This window comes from Streptomyces sp. SCSIO ZS0520 (assembly GCF_025643355.1).
Classification (GTDB): Bacteria; Actinomycetota; Actinomycetes; order Streptomycetales; family Streptomycetaceae; genus Streptomyces; species Streptomyces physcomitrii.
Genome location: NZ_CP092644.1, coordinates 3,310,322 through 3,325,260, shown reverse-complemented (window position 1 = coordinate 3,325,260; position 14,939 = coordinate 3,310,322). Strand labels below are relative to the sequence as shown.

Below are 14,939 nucleotides of genomic sequence, written 5' to 3'. Positions count from 1 at the left end.
CGGGTGTTCCGGCGGCCGACCCGGCGATCTTGCTGCCTGTTGCCGACCGCCTGCTGTCGCTCCGGCCGCCTGGTGCGGCCCCACCGGACCGCCGGACCTGGTGGTCCCGGCAGTTCCGGCGGTCCTGAGGTCGCCGTCAGCGCTCCTCGCGGAAGTCCACGTGGCGGCCGGCCACGGGGTCGAACTTCCGCAGGACCAGGCGGTCGGGGTTGTTGCGGCGGTTCTTGCGGGTCACGTAGGTGAAGCCGGTGCCCGCCGTGGACCGGAGCTTGATGACCGGGCGGAGGTCGTTGCGTGCCATGGGGCTAGTATACGAAAATGAATCCCGTTTTCAACACCTCGGAACTGGGCCTTCGCGTCCGGGCGTCCCGTGCCCGGCCCGCGGGTCCGTTCCGGGGCCGTACGAGAGGAGTCCCCGCTGTGTCCGCGCACTGCATGCTGACCGGAGCCGAGCCCGGCTTCGGCAACCGCATCTCGCACTCGCACCGGCGCACCAGCCGCCGCTTCGACCCGAACATCCAGCGCAAGCGGTACTGGCTGCCCAGTGAGGGCCGCCATGTCCGGCTGCGGCTGAGCGCCAAGGCGATCAAGACCGTCGACACGATCGGCGTCGAGGCGGCCGTCGCGCGGATCCGCGCCCGGGGGGTGCGGGTCTGATGGCGAAGAAGAGCAAGATCGCGAAGAACGAGCGGCGGCGCGAGATCGTCGCCCGCCATGCCGCGCGCCGCGCGGAGTTGAAGGAGATCATCCGCAGGCCCGCCACCCCCGAGGCCGAACGGCTCGCCGCGCAGCGGGAGTTGCGGGCGCAGCCGCGCGATGCCAGCGCCACCCGGGTCCGCAACCGCGACAGCGTCGACGGGCGTCCTCGCGGGTATGTGCGCGACTTCGGCCTGTCGCGGGTGAAGCTGCGTGAGCAAGCGCACGCCGGATACCTGCCCGGAGTGCGCAAGTCCTCCTGGTAGCTTGCCGGTCTGTCCTGTCGAACGCCGTTCAACAAGAAGCGGGCGGCGTCGCACTCGAACGAGGTCGGACGAGTCCCCGTCCGATCGAGCTGTCTGGGGGAGTCCCGTGATCTCTGTCCTCAAGCGCATACGGATCGCCGCGGCCGCGGTGCCGGTGGCCGCCGCGCTCGTACTGACCGGCTGCAGCAGCGACAGTTCGGACGGGGACGACTCCAAGGACAAGGAGAAGCAGAGCCCTTCGGCGAGCGCGCCCGCGGACGAGCAGTCCGAGGCGCCCGGCGAGGAGGGCGACGAGGCGGGTGCCGGCGACGGCAAGGGCCTGACCGGCAGTTGGCTCTCCAGCAAGGGCGGCGACGCCGTGGCGCTGGTGATCACCGGCAAGCAGGCCGGGCTCTTCGCCACCGGCGGTTCCGTGTGCAGCGGCACCGCGGGGGAGGAGTCCGGGATGCAGATGATCCGGCTCAAGTGCCAGAAGCCCGGCGACGACGACCGTTCCGAGGGCCATGTGAAGTCCGTGGACGAGAAGAAGCTCGTCGTCTCCTGGGAGGGCTCCGGCACCGAGACCTTCCAGCGGACCGAGGGCGGCGGGCTGCCCACCGGGCTGCCGAGCCCGTCCGTGCCCGCCTCCTGATCCGGGGCGTACGTCCGCTGGTTCCGGCCGGCAGCTCCGGTGGCTCCGGTTCGAAAGTTCCGGTAGCTCCGGCGGCTCCGCGAGTTCGGCAGCTCGGGCCGGTTCAGCGGCATCCGGGGGCTGGCCAACTCTCCTGCGGCGGCGGGCCGTTGGGCCTCAGGGCCCGGCGGCTCGCCGCCGTTCCGCGCCCGGGCGGCGCCCACCTCCGCCGCTCTGCTGCCGCCTACCCCGCCACCCCGCGCGGTCTCCGCCGCTGTTCTGCCCCCGCCCCTGCCCGGCTCCCCGCGCCCGGACAGCTCGGACAGCCCGGACGGACCGGACAGTCCGTACCGGGCCGCATCGAATGATCCTTTCCGTGGCGTGAACCCATGCCCGCCATGTCTGCAAAGTGGACAATCGCGCGGGCACTGGAACATGCGGGGCGCCGCGTGCGTCTCTTCTCTGTGCGCATGTCTTCTCTGTGCATACGGGCTCTGTGCATACGGGCCCCGAAACGGACGATCCGGAGCGGGGAGGCGTGTGTGCTGCCGGGCGGAAGGCGCGGTTCCCTTCGCCGGGCAGGAGGTTTTCGCAGGTACCGGAGCTGTAATCGCGGGAACACCCCGCGTGCACGTGCATATGCCCATGCATTTGCACGGGAGGGCAGCTATGATCCGGACAGTTGACCGCTGCATCCAAACAGGCGACATCGGCCACTGCACCACCGGGAGCGACCAGTGCACGACGTGTTCAACGGCATGGCGGCCACGGAGCTCGACGGGGTGGTCTGGCAGAAGAGCCGGCACAGCAACTCGCAGGGCTCCTGCGTGGAGTTCGCGAGACTGGAGGGCGGAGCGGTGGCGGTGCGCAACTCACGGTTTCCGGACGGGCCCGCGCTCGTTTATACCCGCGCGGAAATAGAGGCCATGATCCTGGGCGTGAAGGACGGCGAATTCGACCACCTCACCACCCGTAACTGAAACGGTTCTCCCGGTAGTCATGTCATTGCCCCGTCAGCCCGTCGCGGGATTTGTGCGGGAACTGCCGCGAGGAATGCGCGAACAGCGCACGAAGGGCGCACAAGGGGGTGCAATCGCGGAACCCCGGGGCGGATCCGGTGGATTCACAGGGCGAAGAGGGCCCAGACGACTTTCCCCCGCTCGGGTTCCGGAGCGGGATGCCAGCCCCAGCTCTCGCTGAACGAGTCGACGAGGAACAGCCCCCGGCCGGACTCGGCGGCGAAGTCGTCCACCGCGCGGGCGACGGGGCCGTGGGCGCTCAAGTCCCCCACGGCGCACACCAGTCGGGCGCGGTGCCGCTCCAGGTGCAGCCGTACCCCGCAGTCGCTCTCGGGTGTGCCGTCCGGTACCGCGTGCCGCAGGGCGTTGGTGACGAGTTCCGAGGTGACGAGGGTGATGTCCTCCTCGTGCCGGTCGAGGTCCCAGCGGGACAGCGTGGACTTGGTGAACTGCCTCGCCTCGCGCACCGCTTCGTAGCGGGCGGGCAAGGTGCAGGACGCCGAGGCCGACGCGAGCGCCGCGTCGGTCGGCGGTGGTCCCTGCCGTAAGGGTTCGAGCATGGTCAGTGCTTTCGTCCCCATGCGTGGCACTCCCCGTTCCGTAGCGCTGCGGTGCCGTGCTGCGGTGTGCGCGGACCATGCTTCCCAAAGGACAGGGCAGATGCAAGGGCAGATGCACGTGCACGCGCCGGATATGGCGTACGTGGCCCTGTTCTCGCCGATTTATTCTGCGAACCTTCTGTGTGGCACTTAAGCAAACTCTCTGTTTCTGTAACCGCCCGAGTACGGGGGGGAGCGTTTTAATGGCAGACTGCGGGACTGCTGAACACATTGGTGAGGGGTTGACGACGTGACCGCAGGGGAGTCATGGGGCTATCCCCAGGCCGTGGGCTCCGGAGGAGGCTCTGTCGTGCGGCGCATTCTGCTGGGCTCACAACTCAGGCGTCTGCGGGAGGCGCACGGCATCACCCGGGAGGCCGCCGGATACTCGATCCGCGCCTCCGAATCCAAGATCAGCCGCATGGAGTTGGGGCGCGTGAGCTTCAAGGCCAGGGACGTCGAGGATCTGCTGACGCTGTACGGGGTGACCGACGACGCGGAGCGCGGTTCCCTGCTCTCCCTCGCCCGGGAGGCCAATGTCGCGGGCTGGTGGCACAGCTACTCCGATGTGCTGCCCGGCTGGTTCCAGACGTATGTCGGGCTTGAGGCCGCCGCCTCGCTGATCGGCGTGTACGAGGTGCAGTTCGTGCACGGACTGCTGCAGACCGAGGCCTACGCGCACGCGGTCGTCGCGCACGGCATGAAGGGCGCGAGCCCCGCCGAGATCGACCGCCGGGTCGCCCTGCGCATGGAGCGCCAGAAGCTCCTGGTCTCCGAGCGGGCCCCGCGGCTGCACGTGGTGCTCGACGAGGCGGCGCTGCGCAGACCGTACGGCAGCCGCGAGGTGATGCGGGGGCAGCTCGACCATCTGGTCGAGGTGTCCGAGCGGCCGGATGTGCGCCTTCAGGTGGTGCCCTTCAGCCAGGGCGGGCACGCGGGCGAGAGCGGCTCCTTCACCATGCTCAGCTTCCCGGAGTCGGACCTCTCCGACATCGTCTACCTGGAGCAGCTCACCAGCGCCCTCTATGTGGACAAGCCGGAGGAGGTCGGCCAGTACCGGCGGGTCATGCGGCAGCTCCAGGAGGAGGCGCCGGACCCCGCCGGGACCCGGGACCTGCTGAACGGTCTCCGTCAACTCCTGTGAAACAGACGTACGATGACGTGACATCAGGCACAGTGCTCACGCTCCTTGGGTAGGGGATCGCATGTCCTTCTTCGCCGAACTCGCGCACCAGTACATAGACGGTGAATGGAAGCCCGGCAGCGGTTCCTGGGACATCATCGACTTCAATCCCTACAGCGGGGAGAAGCTCGCCTCGATCACGGTGGCCACCGCCGAGGAGGTCGACCAGGCCTACCGGGCGGCGGAGCGCGCGCAGCGCGAGTGGGCCGCGACCAGCCCGTACGCCAGGCGGCGGGTCCTCGAACGCGCCCTGCGGATCATCGAGGAGCGCGAGCAGGAGATCACCGAGGCGATCGTCGCCGAACTCGGCGGCACCCGGCGCAAGGCCGGCTTCGAGCTGCACCTCGCCGGGGAGTTCCTGCGCGAGGCGATCCAGCTGGCGCTGCGGCCCGAGGGGCGGATCCTGCCCTCGCCCGTGGACGGCAAGGAGAACCGGGTCTACCGGGAGCCGGTCGGCGTCGTCGGCGTCATCAGCCCCTTCAACTTCCCCTTCTTCCTCACCCTGAAGTCGGTCGCCCCGGCGCTCGCCCTCGGCAACGCGGTGGTCCTCAAGCCGCACCAGAACACCCCGGTCTGCGGCGGCACCCTCATCGCCCGGCTCTTCCAGGAGGCGGGCCTGCCGGACGGACTGCTCAACGTCGTCGTCACCGACATCGCGGAGATCGGCGACGCCCTGATCGAGCACCCGGTGCCCAAGGTCATCTCCTTCAGCGGCTCCGAGCGGGTCGGCCGGCATGTGGCCACCGTCTGCTCCTCCCGCTTCAAGCGCGCCATCCTCGAACTCGGCGGCAACAGCGCCCTGATCGTCCTCGACGACGCGGACCTCGACTACGCGGTCGACGCGGCCGTCTTCAGCCGCTTCGTGCACCAGGGCCAGGTCTGTATGGCCGTCAACCGGATATTCGTGGACCGGACCCTGGAGGCGGAGTTCACCGAGAAGTTCGTCGCCAAGGTGCGCGGGCTCGTGGTCGGGGACCCCGCGGAGCCCGGCACCCACATCGGCCCGCTCATCAACTCCTCGCAGGCGGAGGCGGTGTCGGCGCTCATCGAGGCGGCGCTCGCCTCCGGGGCCAAGGCGCTGCTGCACGGCGCCGCCGAGGGCAATCTGGTCCACCCCACGGTGCTCACCGGGCTGCCCGCCGACTCGCCGGTGCGCGGGCAGGAGATCTTCGGCCCCGTGGCGCTGATCCTCCCCTTCGACGGCGAGGACGAGGCGGTCGCGCTGGCCAACGCCGCCCCGTACGGGCTCAGCGGGGCGGTGCACACCGGGGATGTGGAGCGCGGGGTGCGGCTGGCGCGGCGGGTGCACACCGGGATGATCCACATCAACGACGGCACGGTGCACGACGAGCCGATCGTCCCCTTCGGCGGGGAGAAGAGCTCGGGCCTCGGGCGGCTCGACGGCGACTCGATGCTGGAGGCCTTCACCACCCACAAGTGGATCTCGGTGCAGCACAAGCGCTCGCACTTCCCGGTCTGACGGGGCCCTTCGCCGAAGAGCCGCGCGGCGCGCTCCGGCTCGCGGACAGAAGCTGACCGCAAGGGTCCCTAGCGTCGGGGGTGTCAGGAGGCGGGGGCGCGGGCCCCCGCCGGCACCCGGAAGGCGGGACACCATGGTCACCCACGTATTCGCGGAGAGCCCCGGCGACGAGCGCGGCGCGCTGCTCAGCTTTCTCCAGTCGCAGCGCGCGGGCATCCGGCGCACGGTCCTCGGCCTGGCCGAGGAGCAGGCCACGAGCCGGCCGAGTGTGAGCGAGCTGTCCCTCGCGGGCCTGGTCAAGCATGGCGCGGAGGTCGAGCTGGACTGGCTGCGGCGGGCGCAGCAGCGCGAGAACGAGCAGCAGCGCGACGCCTCGACCTGGCCGGACACCCACCGCTTGGTGGACGGCGAGAGCCTGCCGCAGATGCTGGACCGCTGGGAGCAGGTGGCGAAGGAGACCGAGGAGTTCATCCGCGCGGTGCCCAGCCTCGACGACACCTTTCCGCTGCCCCGGGCGCCCTGGTTCCCCGAGGAGGGCCGGGTCTCGATGCGCTGGCTGCTGCTGCACCTGATCGAGGAGAGCGCCCGGCACGCGGGCCACGCGGACATCCTGCGCGAGTCGCTGGACGGGAAGACGGCGTTCGAGCTGGTCGCCCTGGAGAGCGGAGGCGGCGGCGAGGACGGCGGCGAGGCGGCCGGGGGCTGAGCGGCCCGCGGGCGCCCGGCGGGCACCGCCTAATCTTGGGCCCATGTCAGCGATCCGCCTGCTCGTGCTCGGCGCGGTCCGCCAGCACGGGCGCGCCCACGGCTACCAGGTCCGCAACGACCTGGAGTTCTGGGGCGCCCACGAGTGGTCTCACGCGAAGCCCGGCTCGATCTACCACGCGCTCAAGCAGATGGCGAAGCAGGGCCTGCTGCACGCGCACGAGACCGCGCCCTCCACGGCGGGCGGTCCGCCCCGTACCGAGTACGAGGTGACGGCGGAGGGCGAGGCGGAGTTCTTCGCGCTGCTGCGGTCCGCGCTCACCGCCCACGACCAGCGCATGGACGTGCTCTCGGCCGGGATCGGCTTCCTGGTGGACCTGGAGCGGGGGGAGGCGGTGGCCCTGCTGAAGGAGCGCATCGCCGGGATCGAGGAGTGGCGCGGGGCGGTGACCGAGCACTACGTACCGGAGGACGGGCCCGAGCAGATCGGCCATATCGGCGAGATCATGAACTACTGGATCCACTCCGCGGACGCGGGCGCCGAGTGGACCCGGGGCCTGATCGACCGGATCGAGAACGGCGCGTACACCTTCGCCGGTGAGGGCGAGCCCTTCCGCGGGATCCTCGGCGAGGGCGAGGAGAACCCGTACGCGACGGGGACCCCGCACCCGGGCGACATCCGCTGAGGACGCGGGGCGGCTGAGGGCACGGGCCCCCGGGAGCAGGTCGGCGGGGAGATCCATCAGGTTTGACCCCTGCGGAAGCGGGGAGTACCTTCGGGCACTCTTCAAGTTTGACTAGTAGTCGCGGGCGGTCGGCGGCGGCGAGGAGAAGACGGTGAGCGGGAGCGGCAGGGACACCGGCGGCGAGGCGATCCTCGTCGAGGGGGTGCACAAGCGGTACGGGGAGAAGAAGGCGCTGGACGGGCTCGATCTGCGGGTCGCCCGGGGCACCGTGCACGGCGTGCTCGGGCCCAACGGCGCGGGCAAGACCACCCTGGTGCGGGTGCTGTCGACGCTGCTGCGGCCGGACGCGGGCCGGGTCGAGGTGGCGGGCGTGGACGTGCGGCGGAGCCCGGACGAGGTGCGCCGCAGGATCGGGCTGCTCGGCCAGCACGCGGCGCTGGACGAGGAGTTGTCCGGGCGGCAGAACCTGGAGATGTTCGGGCGGCTGTACCACCTGGGCGCGCGGGGGGCGCGCAGCCGGGCGGAGGAGCTGCTCGTACGGTTCGGCCTGGCGGACACCGGGCGCAAGGCGGTGTCGCGGTACAGCGGCGGGATGCGGCGGCGCCTCGACCTCGCCGCCTCGCTGCTGACCGAGCCCCGGGTGCTCTTCCTGGACGAGCCGACCACCGGGCTCGATCCGCGCGGGCGCACCGAGGTCTGGTCGGCGGTGCGCTCCCTGGTCGGGCAGGGCACCACGGTGCTGCTGACCACGCAGTACCTGGAGGAGGCCGATCAGCTCGCCGACCGCATCTCGGTGGTCGACCGGGGCCGGGTCGTCGCCGACGGCACCGCGGACGAGCTGAAGTCCCGGCTCGGCGGCGACCGCCTCGACGTCGTCCTGCGCGCGGCGGACCGGCTCGACGAGGTGCGGGCGCTGCTGCCCGGCGCGGTGGTGGACGAGGACCGGCGGCTGGTCAGCGCGCCGGTCGCGGACCGGATGGCGGCGCTCGCCGAGACGGTGCGGGCGCTCAGGGCGGCGGGCATCGAGGCGGAGGACCTGGCGGTGCGCAGGCCCACCCTCGACGAGGTCTTCCTGCATCTGACCGGGGACGGCGACCCGGCACCGAGCGCCGACCGGACCGGGAAGGGCACGACCGAGGAGGTGGCGGCATGATCGTCTGGGCACTGAGCGATTCCTGGACCATGACCCAGCGCGAACTCGCCCACTGGGCGCGGCAGCCCGGGCAGCTCGCGGTGAACCTGGTCTTCCCGGTGATGCTGCTGCTGATGTTCGGCTACCTCATCGGCGGCGGGCGCGGCGTCGAGGGCGCCTACGTCGACTTCCTGGTGCCGGGGATGCTCGCGCTGACCATGGCCTTCGGCCTGGAGGCGACGATGCTCTCGATCACCCAGGACCTCAACAAGGGCGTCATCGACCGCTTCCGCTCGATGCCGATGGCGGGCGGCGCGGTCCTGGTGGGCCGGGCGGCCGCGGACATGCTCCAGTCCGCCGTCTCGCTGGTCGTGATGATCCTCGCCGGGCTCGCGATCGGCTGGCGCTGGGAGGGCTCCGCGGCCGGTGCCCTCGGCGCCTTCGGGCTGCTGCTCCTGCTGCGCTTCGCGATGCTGTGGATCGGCATCCACCTGGCGCTGGTCGCGGGCCGCCCGGAGATGGTGCAGGCGGTGCAGATCCTGGTCTGGCCCGTCGGCTTCCTCTCCAACGCCTTCGCGACCCCCGAGGCCATGCCCGGCTGGCTGGGCGCGGGCGTGGAGTGGAACCCGATGTCGGCGACGGCCACGGCGGTGCGCGAACTCTTCGGCAACGAGGCGGCGACCGGCACCTCCTGGGCCGCCCAGCACGCCGAACTCCTCGCCGTGGCCTGGCCGTTGGCGCTGGTCGCGGTCTTCTTCCCGCTCGCGGTACGGAAGTTCGCGGCGCTCGGCAGGTAGGGCGGAGGGCGGCGACGGTCTCCGCGCCGGGGAGCCCGGCTCCTCAGTGGTGGAACCCCGTCGCCGCCTCCCGGTCCGTGGTCGACGGCCCCTGCTGGCTGCGCAGTTCGGGCAGCAGGCGTTCCAGGTCGTCCAGGAAGAGCGCGGCGAGGTCCTCGGAGAAGCCGTTGCGGCAGACCACCCGCAGCACGGACAGGTCCTCGCGGTGGGCGGGGAAGGTGTACGCGGGGACCAGCCAGCCGCCCTCCCGCAGCCGCCGGGAAACGTCGAAGACATCGAAGGCGGTGACCTCCTCGGCGGTGGTGAAGGCGAAGACCGGCAGCTCGTCGCCGCGGGTCAGCAACCGGAAGTCGGGCAGCTCGCCGATCCGCGCGGCCAGCCCCTTGGCGATGTCCCGGCCGGCCTGCTGTACGCACCGGTAGCCCTCCCGGCCGAGCCTGAGGAAGGTGTAGTACTGCGCGACCACCTGCGCGCCCGGCCGGGAGAAGTTCAGCGCGAAGGTCGGCATCTCGCCGCCGAGGTAGTTCACCCGGAAGACCAGCTCCTCGGGGAGTTCGGCGGCCGAGCGCCACAGCGCCCAGCCCACCCCCGGGTAGACGAGTCCGTACTTGTGACCGGAGGTGTTGATGGAGGAGACCCGCGGCAGCCGGAAGTCCCAGACCAGGTCCGGGTCGAGGAAGGGCGCCACCATCGCGCCGGAGGCCCCGTCGACGTGGACCGGGATGTCGAGTCCGGTGCGCTCCTGGAAGGCGTCGAGTTCCGCGCACAGCTCGGCGACCGGTTCGTAGGAGCCGTCGAAGGTGGAGCCGAGGACGGCGACCACGCCGATGGTGTTCTCGTCGCAGAGGGCCGCGGCGGCGGCCGGGTCCAGGTGGTAGCGCTCGCCCTCCATCGGGACCTGGCGGACCTCCACCTCCCAGAAGGTGCAGAACTTGTCCCAGCAGACCTGGACGTTGATCCCCATCACCAGGTTCGGCCGGGCGTCCTTCGCGGGGTAGCGGTCCGCGTTGCGCGCCGCCCAGCGCCGCTTGAGGGCCATCCCGGCGAGCATGCAGGCCTCGCTGGAGCCGGTGGTGGAGCAGCCCACCGCGGCCTCCGGGTCGGGGGCGTGCCAGAGCTCGGCGAGCATGGCGACGCAGCGGCGCTCCAGTTCGGCGGTGCGCGGGTACTCGTCCTTGTCGATCATGTTCTTGTCGAGGCACTCGGTCATCAGCACCCCGGCCTGCGGCTCCATCCAGGTGGTGACGAAGGTGGCGAGGTTGAGCCGGGCGTTGCCGTCGAGCATCAGCTCGTCGTGGACCAGCTGGTAGGCGGTGCCCGGCGGCAGCGGCCCGTCCGGGAGCCGGTGCGTGGGCGGGGCGCCGGTCATGCCGCCCACCGGGTTGGCCTCGCCGAGGAAGGGGTTCACGGTCCGGTGGCGGCTCCCGGAACCGCGGGCGCCTCGATGCAGCGGCACGGTGGGTCTCCTCGCGGGCACAGGCGGTGACGGTGTGCCGTCACGGTAAACCGGGCTTGCACCTCACGCGACGTGAGGCAGCAGCCTGGGGCGCGTACCGAACACCGCAGAGAGGGAAGCGGGAAGAGTACGGACGAGAGGAGGGACACGGGCATGGACTACTCGGTGGGGCAGGTCGCCGGATTCGCCTCGGTCACGGTGCGCACGCTGCACCACTACGACGAGATCGGGCTGCTCGTGCCCAGCCGCCGCAGCGCGAGCGGCCACCGGCGCTATACCGACCCCGACCTCGACCGGCTCCAGCAGATCCTGTTCTACCGGGAACTCGGCTTCCCCCTCGACCAGATCGCGGCACTGCTCGACGATCCCGGCACCGACCCGCGGGCGCATCTGCGCCGCCAGCACCGGCTGCTGACCGAACGCATCGACAGGCTCCGGAAGATGGCCGCCGCGGTCGAGAACGCCATGGAGGCACGCAGCATGGGCATCAACCTCACCCCCGAGGAGAAGTTCGAGGTCTTCGGTGACTTCGACCCCGAGGAGTACGCCGAGGAGGTGGCGGAGCGCTGGGGCGACACCGAGGCCTACGAGGAGTCCCGGCGCCGCAGCGCCTCGTACACCAAGGAGGACTGGGAGCGGATCCGGCGCGAGGCGGACGAGCTGACCCGGCGGTTCCTGGCGCTGATGGACGCGGGCGAGGAGCCCGGCTCCGAGGCGGCGATGGACGCGGCCGAGGACCACCGGCAGTGGATCAGCCGCAACCACTACACCTGCTCCTACGAGATCCACACCTGCCTGGGCGAGATGTATGTGAACGACGAGCGCTTCACCCGCACCATCGACCAGGCGCGCGAGGGGCTCGCCGCCTACCAGCGGGAGGCGATCCTCGCCAACGCCGTGCGGCACGTCTAGGAACCGCGGGGCCGAGGCCGACCGGTACCGGCCGCCCGGTACCGGTCGGCTCACGATGGGTGCCCGGGGGCGGCGGGGAACCCGGGGCGGTCACCCGGCGTTGATAACTTTGGTGCGGCGGCCCGGAAGCCGACCGGCCCACTCACCCCCAGGAGCACTCACCCGTGACGACGCTCGCGCTCGGTCCCAGCTGGCTGGACCCGGACTTCCTGCTGGACAAGTTCGGTCTGATCGGCCTGCTCGTCATCGTCTTCGCGGAGTCGGGCCTGCTCATCGGCTTCTTCCTGCCCGGCGACTCGCTGCTCTTCACCACCGGCCTGCTGATCACCACCGACAAGCTGGACGTCAACCTCTGGCTGGCCTGCCTGCTGATCAGCCTCGCCGCGGTCCTCGGCGACCAGGCGGGCTACCTCTTCGGCAAGAAGGTCGGCCCCGCGCTCTTCAAGCGGCCGGACTCCCGGCTGTTCAAACAGGAGAACGTCGCCAAGGCCCACGAGTTCTTCGAGAAGCACGGCGCCAAGTCCCTGGTGCTGGCCCGCTTCGTGCCCATCGTGCGCACCTTCACGCCGATCATCGCGGGCGTCAGCGGCATGCGGTACCGCGCCTTCCTCACGTACAACATCCTCGGCGGGGTGCTCTGGGGCTCCGGGGTCACCCTGCTCGGGGCCTGGCTCGGCAAGCACGAGTTCGTCGAGAAGAACATCGAGCCGATCCTCATCCTCATCGTGCTGCTCTCGGTGATCCCGATCGTCATCGAGTACCTGCGCGGCCGCTCCAAGGCGAAGAAGGAGGGCGCCGCCGCGGGGGAGGGCACGGCCGCCGCCTCCGCCGAGACGCCGGGTGCGCCGGGTACGCCGCCGTCGGCGGGCCGCGGCCGGCACGCCAAGCGCTGAGCCGCCGCCCGCCCGGGCGTCAGAAGCCGCGGGTCCGCTTCGCCGCGCGGCGGCTCGCGGCGCCCGGGGTGCGGATGAACAGCCGGGAGATCTCCGAACCGAGGTTCACCCCGATCGCGATCGCCATGGAGAGCGCGGCCGCCTTGCTCAGCGAGAGCAGCCCTTCGTTCAGATCGTTCTGGGCGACACCGAGCAGACCGAAGTACGTCGCCGAACCGGGCAGCAGCGGCCCGATCGCCGCGGTGACGTACGGCAGCGCGGAGGCGAAGCGGTACCGCGAGAAGAGCTGTCCGAACAGGCCGACCAGGCCCGCCGCCACCGCCGTGGAGGCGACCGGCGAGATCTCGCCCGCGAAGTGCATCGCCCCGTAGACCACCCAGGCGATGCCGCCGTTCAGGGTCACCACCAGGACCGTGGAGCGCTCCTGCTGGAGCAGCACCGCGAAGGCCAGCGCGAGCGACATCGAGGCGAGGATCTGCCAGACCGGCCGCTCCACGGTCTGCAGCTGCGCGTCCGGATTGAGGTCGGCGCCCATCCGGACCCCGAAGTAGAGCGCGGTCAGCACCCCGATCACGATCGCCACGAAGAAGTACAGGACCTCCAGGAGCCGCGCGGAGGCGGTGATGTAGTAGCCGGTCAGGCCGTCCTGCACGCCCGCGACCAGCGCCCGCCCCGGCAGCAGCGCGAAGAGCCCACCGGTGATCACCGCGGAGGCGCGCACATCCGCGTCGAGCAGGGTCAGCGTGATGCCGATCGCGGCGGGCGGCATCGCGGCCACCGTGAACTGGTAGAACTCCGGCAGCCCGCGCCCCGCGCACAGCCAGGCCAGCCGGTCGCCGAGCATGGCGCCGAGGAAGGCCGCGACGAAGACCAGGACGTTACCGCCGACCAGGACCGAGGCGGAGCCCGCGAGCAGCCCGCTCGCCGCGGTCAGCGCCCAGCCCGGGTAGGGGTGCCGGTTGCGGCGGATCTCCGCGAGCCGCCGGTAGGCCTCCTCCAGGGAGACCTCGATGTCGCCGTCGCTGAGATCGCGCACCAGATGGAAGACGGCGGCCAGCCGGGTGTAGTCGGTGGCCCGGCGGCGCACCGTGCGCGAGGAGGTCACCGGGTCGTCCACCAGCGAGGGCTGGTACGAGATGGAGAGCAGCGTGAAGGTGACGTTCGGCTCGACCCGGTCGAGGCCGTAGGAGCGGCAGACCGCGAACATCGCGGCCTCCACGTCCTCGGCACCCTCACCGCCCGCGAGCAGCAACTCCCCGATACGCAGCGTCAGGTCGAGCACGCGCGGGACGGCCGGACCGGTCTCCTCGTCGTGCTTCTGCAGCACCTCCACCACGGGCCGCTCGGCGACCGGCATCCGCAGTATGGTGCGCATCCGGTCCTGCCAGGGCTCGTCCTTCGTCACCCTGATGACCGGGACACCACCCGGCGGAGTGAAGGCCGGCGGCGCGTCCCGGGCGCTGTACGAGGGCGGCGGCCGGAAGGCGGAGCCCTCCTGCTCGGCCACCGCCCGGGTGGCGAAGCCCCGCGGCAGCGCGAACTCCGAGGTGGTCTGGGAGTCCTCCTCGGGTGCCGCCTGACTGGACACCACACCGGTCGGCTGGGTGAAGGCGCTGTGCGCCTCGTCCGACTGCGGTTTGCGGTCTTCCGGCTCCGGCTCGCTCACCGACTTCCTGCTCCTGTCCTCGCTCGCGGCTGCTCGGTCCCGTACGCCGCGTGCCGCAACCGCCGCGCCGCGTACGACCAGTATGCGTACCCCGCTTCGCCCCGCGCGCAGTCGTGACGGCGCTCACGGGCTCCGAAGCGGAATCCGGGGTGTGGGCCTTCGGCCCCGGGGGAAAACGAAGGGCCGCGCTCTTCCGGAAGGAAGGCGCGGCCCGTTCGGCAAGCTGCTGGGGGTCAGTGACCCCCGCTTTCCTGGAAGCGCTTGTACGAACGGTCGATCTCCGTCTCCGCCTCGGTCCGGCCCACCCAGTCGGCGCCCTCGACGGACTTGCCGGGCTCCAGGTCCTTGTAGACCTCGAAGAAGTGCTGGATCTCCAGGCGGTCGAACTCGGAGACGTGGTGGATGTCGCGCAGATGCTCCACCCGCGGGTCCGAGGCGGGCACACACAGCAGCTTGTCGTCGCCGCCGGCCTCGTCCGTCATCCGGAACATGCCGATGGCCCGGCACTTGATGAGACAGCCCGGGAAGGTCGGCTCCTCCAGGATGACGAGCGCGTCCAGCGGGTCGCCGTCCTCGCCGAGGGTGTTCTCGACGAAGCCGTAGTCGGCCGGGTAGCTGGTCGAGGTGAAGAGGCGACGGTCCAGGCGGATCCGACCGGTCTCGTGGTCCACCTCGTACTTGTTGCGCGAACCCTTCGGGATCTCGATGACGACGTCGAACTCCACCGGTGGCTCCTCCATGATCAACACATACGTCTGGTGGTTAAGTGTCCCTCACGCAGGTGTGTGATCGCGAAAGGGGCTGGTCTTCGTGCCAGAGCTGAAGCCTCGGCTGCGGCC

General features: G+C 71.0%; 17 protein-coding genes. 12 read left to right on the top strand and 5 right to left on the bottom strand.

Annotation, left to right across the window (positions count from 1 at the left end; genetic code table 11):
• Window positions 1-136: 136 nt before the first annotated feature.
• Window positions 137-301: a 50S ribosomal protein L33 gene (gene rpmG, locus MID12_RS12665; protein ID WP_040250045.1), complete on the bottom strand. Its 165-nt coding sequence runs from the start codon at window positions 299-301 to the stop codon at window positions 137-139.
• Between the two features lie 119 nt (window positions 302-420).
• Here rpmG and rpmB point away from each other — a divergent pair, with 119 nt between their 5' ends.
• The 4 genes from rpmB to MID12_RS12645 all read left to right on the top strand — a co-directional run bounded on the left by rpmB (window position 421) and on the right by MID12_RS12645 (window position 2,552).
• Complete coding sequence (rpmB, locus tag MID12_RS12660) at window positions 421-657, top strand: 50S ribosomal protein L28 (protein WP_263167034.1); 237 nt, start codon at window positions 421-423, stop codon at window positions 655-657.
• Window positions 657-962, top strand: a complete 306-nt coding sequence (gene rpsN, locus MID12_RS12655) for a 30S ribosomal protein S14 (protein ID WP_040250040.1) — start codon at window positions 657-659, stop codon at window positions 960-962. The genes rpmB and rpsN overlap by 1 nt, the downstream gene beginning before the upstream one ends.
• A gap of 106 nt (window positions 963-1,068) precedes the next feature.
• Complete coding sequence (locus tag MID12_RS12650) at window positions 1,069-1,593, top strand: hypothetical protein (protein ID WP_263167033.1); 525 nt, start codon at window positions 1,069-1,071, stop codon at window positions 1,591-1,593.
• 737 nt (window positions 1,594-2,330) lie between these two features.
• Window positions 2,331-2,552: a DUF397 domain-containing protein gene (locus MID12_RS12645; RefSeq protein ID WP_052483127.1), complete on the top strand. Its 222-nt coding sequence runs from the start codon at window positions 2,331-2,333 to the stop codon at window positions 2,550-2,552.
• Window positions 2,553-2,695: 143 nt separating this feature from the next.
• Here MID12_RS12645 and MID12_RS12640 read toward each other — a convergent pair whose 3' ends face one another.
• Window positions 2,696-3,172, bottom strand: coding sequence for an ATP-binding protein (locus MID12_RS12640; RefSeq protein WP_078844927.1), 477 nt, complete (start codon window positions 3,170-3,172; stop codon window positions 2,696-2,698).
• Between the two features lie 268 nt (window positions 3,173-3,440).
• Between MID12_RS12640 and MID12_RS12635 the strand changes: the two genes are divergently transcribed.
• From MID12_RS12635 to MID12_RS12610, 6 genes are all read left to right on the top strand, one after another.
• On the top strand, window positions 3,441-4,334 hold the full coding sequence (locus MID12_RS12635) for a helix-turn-helix domain-containing protein (protein WP_063778642.1): 894 nt from the start codon (window positions 3,441-3,443) through the stop codon (window positions 4,332-4,334).
• A 61-nt stretch (window positions 4,335-4,395) separates the two neighbouring features.
• Window positions 4,396-5,853, top strand: coding sequence for an aldehyde dehydrogenase family protein (locus tag MID12_RS12630; RefSeq protein ID WP_040250031.1), 1,458 nt, complete (start codon window positions 4,396-4,398; stop codon window positions 5,851-5,853).
• A gap of 133 nt (window positions 5,854-5,986) precedes the next feature.
• Window positions 5,987-6,559, top strand: a complete 573-nt coding sequence (locus MID12_RS12625) for a DinB family protein (protein WP_263167026.1) — start codon at window positions 5,987-5,989, stop codon at window positions 6,557-6,559.
• Between the two features lie 43 nt (window positions 6,560-6,602).
• Window positions 6,603-7,244 (top strand): PadR family transcriptional regulator, encoded by a 642-nt coding sequence (locus tag MID12_RS12620; protein WP_040250027.1) that lies wholly within the window; start codon window positions 6,603-6,605, stop codon window positions 7,242-7,244.
• Between the two features lie 151 nt (window positions 7,245-7,395).
• A complete protein-coding gene (locus tag MID12_RS12615) occupies window positions 7,396-8,397 on the top strand; it encodes an ATP-binding cassette domain-containing protein (RefSeq protein WP_263167025.1) in 1,002 nt (333 codons plus the stop codon).
• On the top strand, window positions 8,394-9,173 hold the full coding sequence (locus tag MID12_RS12610; RefSeq protein WP_263167024.1) for an ABC transporter permease: 780 nt from the start codon (window positions 8,394-8,396) through the stop codon (window positions 9,171-9,173). The genes MID12_RS12615 and MID12_RS12610 overlap by 4 nt, the downstream gene beginning before the upstream one ends.
• Window positions 9,174-9,216: 43 nt before the next feature.
• On the opposite strand, the gene MID12_RS12605 is transcribed toward MID12_RS12610, so the two are convergent.
• Window positions 9,217-10,629 carry a glutamate decarboxylase gene (locus MID12_RS12605; RefSeq protein WP_263167022.1) on the bottom strand — a complete coding sequence of 471 codons (1,413 nt, stop codon included), beginning with the start codon at window positions 10,627-10,629 and terminating at the stop codon, window positions 9,217-9,219.
• Between the two features lie 153 nt (window positions 10,630-10,782).
• Between MID12_RS12605 and MID12_RS12600 the strand changes: the two genes are divergently transcribed.
• Window positions 10,783-11,541 carry a MerR family transcriptional regulator gene (locus MID12_RS12600; RefSeq protein WP_263167020.1) on the top strand — a complete coding sequence of 253 codons (759 nt, stop codon included), beginning with the start codon at window positions 10,783-10,785 and terminating at the stop codon, window positions 11,539-11,541.
• Window positions 11,542-11,705: 164 nt separating this feature from the next.
• Window positions 11,706-12,434, top strand: a complete 729-nt coding sequence (locus MID12_RS12595) for a DedA family protein (protein ID WP_040250016.1) — start codon at window positions 11,706-11,708, stop codon at window positions 12,432-12,434.
• 19 nt (window positions 12,435-12,453) lie between these two features.
• Here MID12_RS12595 and MID12_RS12590 read toward each other — a convergent pair whose 3' ends face one another.
• Window positions 12,454-14,100 (bottom strand): threonine/serine exporter ThrE family protein, encoded by a 1,647-nt coding sequence (locus tag MID12_RS12590; protein WP_040250013.1) that lies wholly within the window; start codon window positions 14,098-14,100, stop codon window positions 12,454-12,456.
• A 233-nt stretch (window positions 14,101-14,333) separates the two neighbouring features.
• The gene (locus MID12_RS12585; RefSeq protein WP_040250010.1) at window positions 14,334-14,825 is read right to left on the bottom strand and encodes an inorganic diphosphatase; all 492 of its coding nucleotides are present in this window, start codon (window positions 14,823-14,825) and stop codon (window positions 14,334-14,336) included.
• Between the last annotated feature and the right edge of the window lie 114 nt (window positions 14,826-14,939).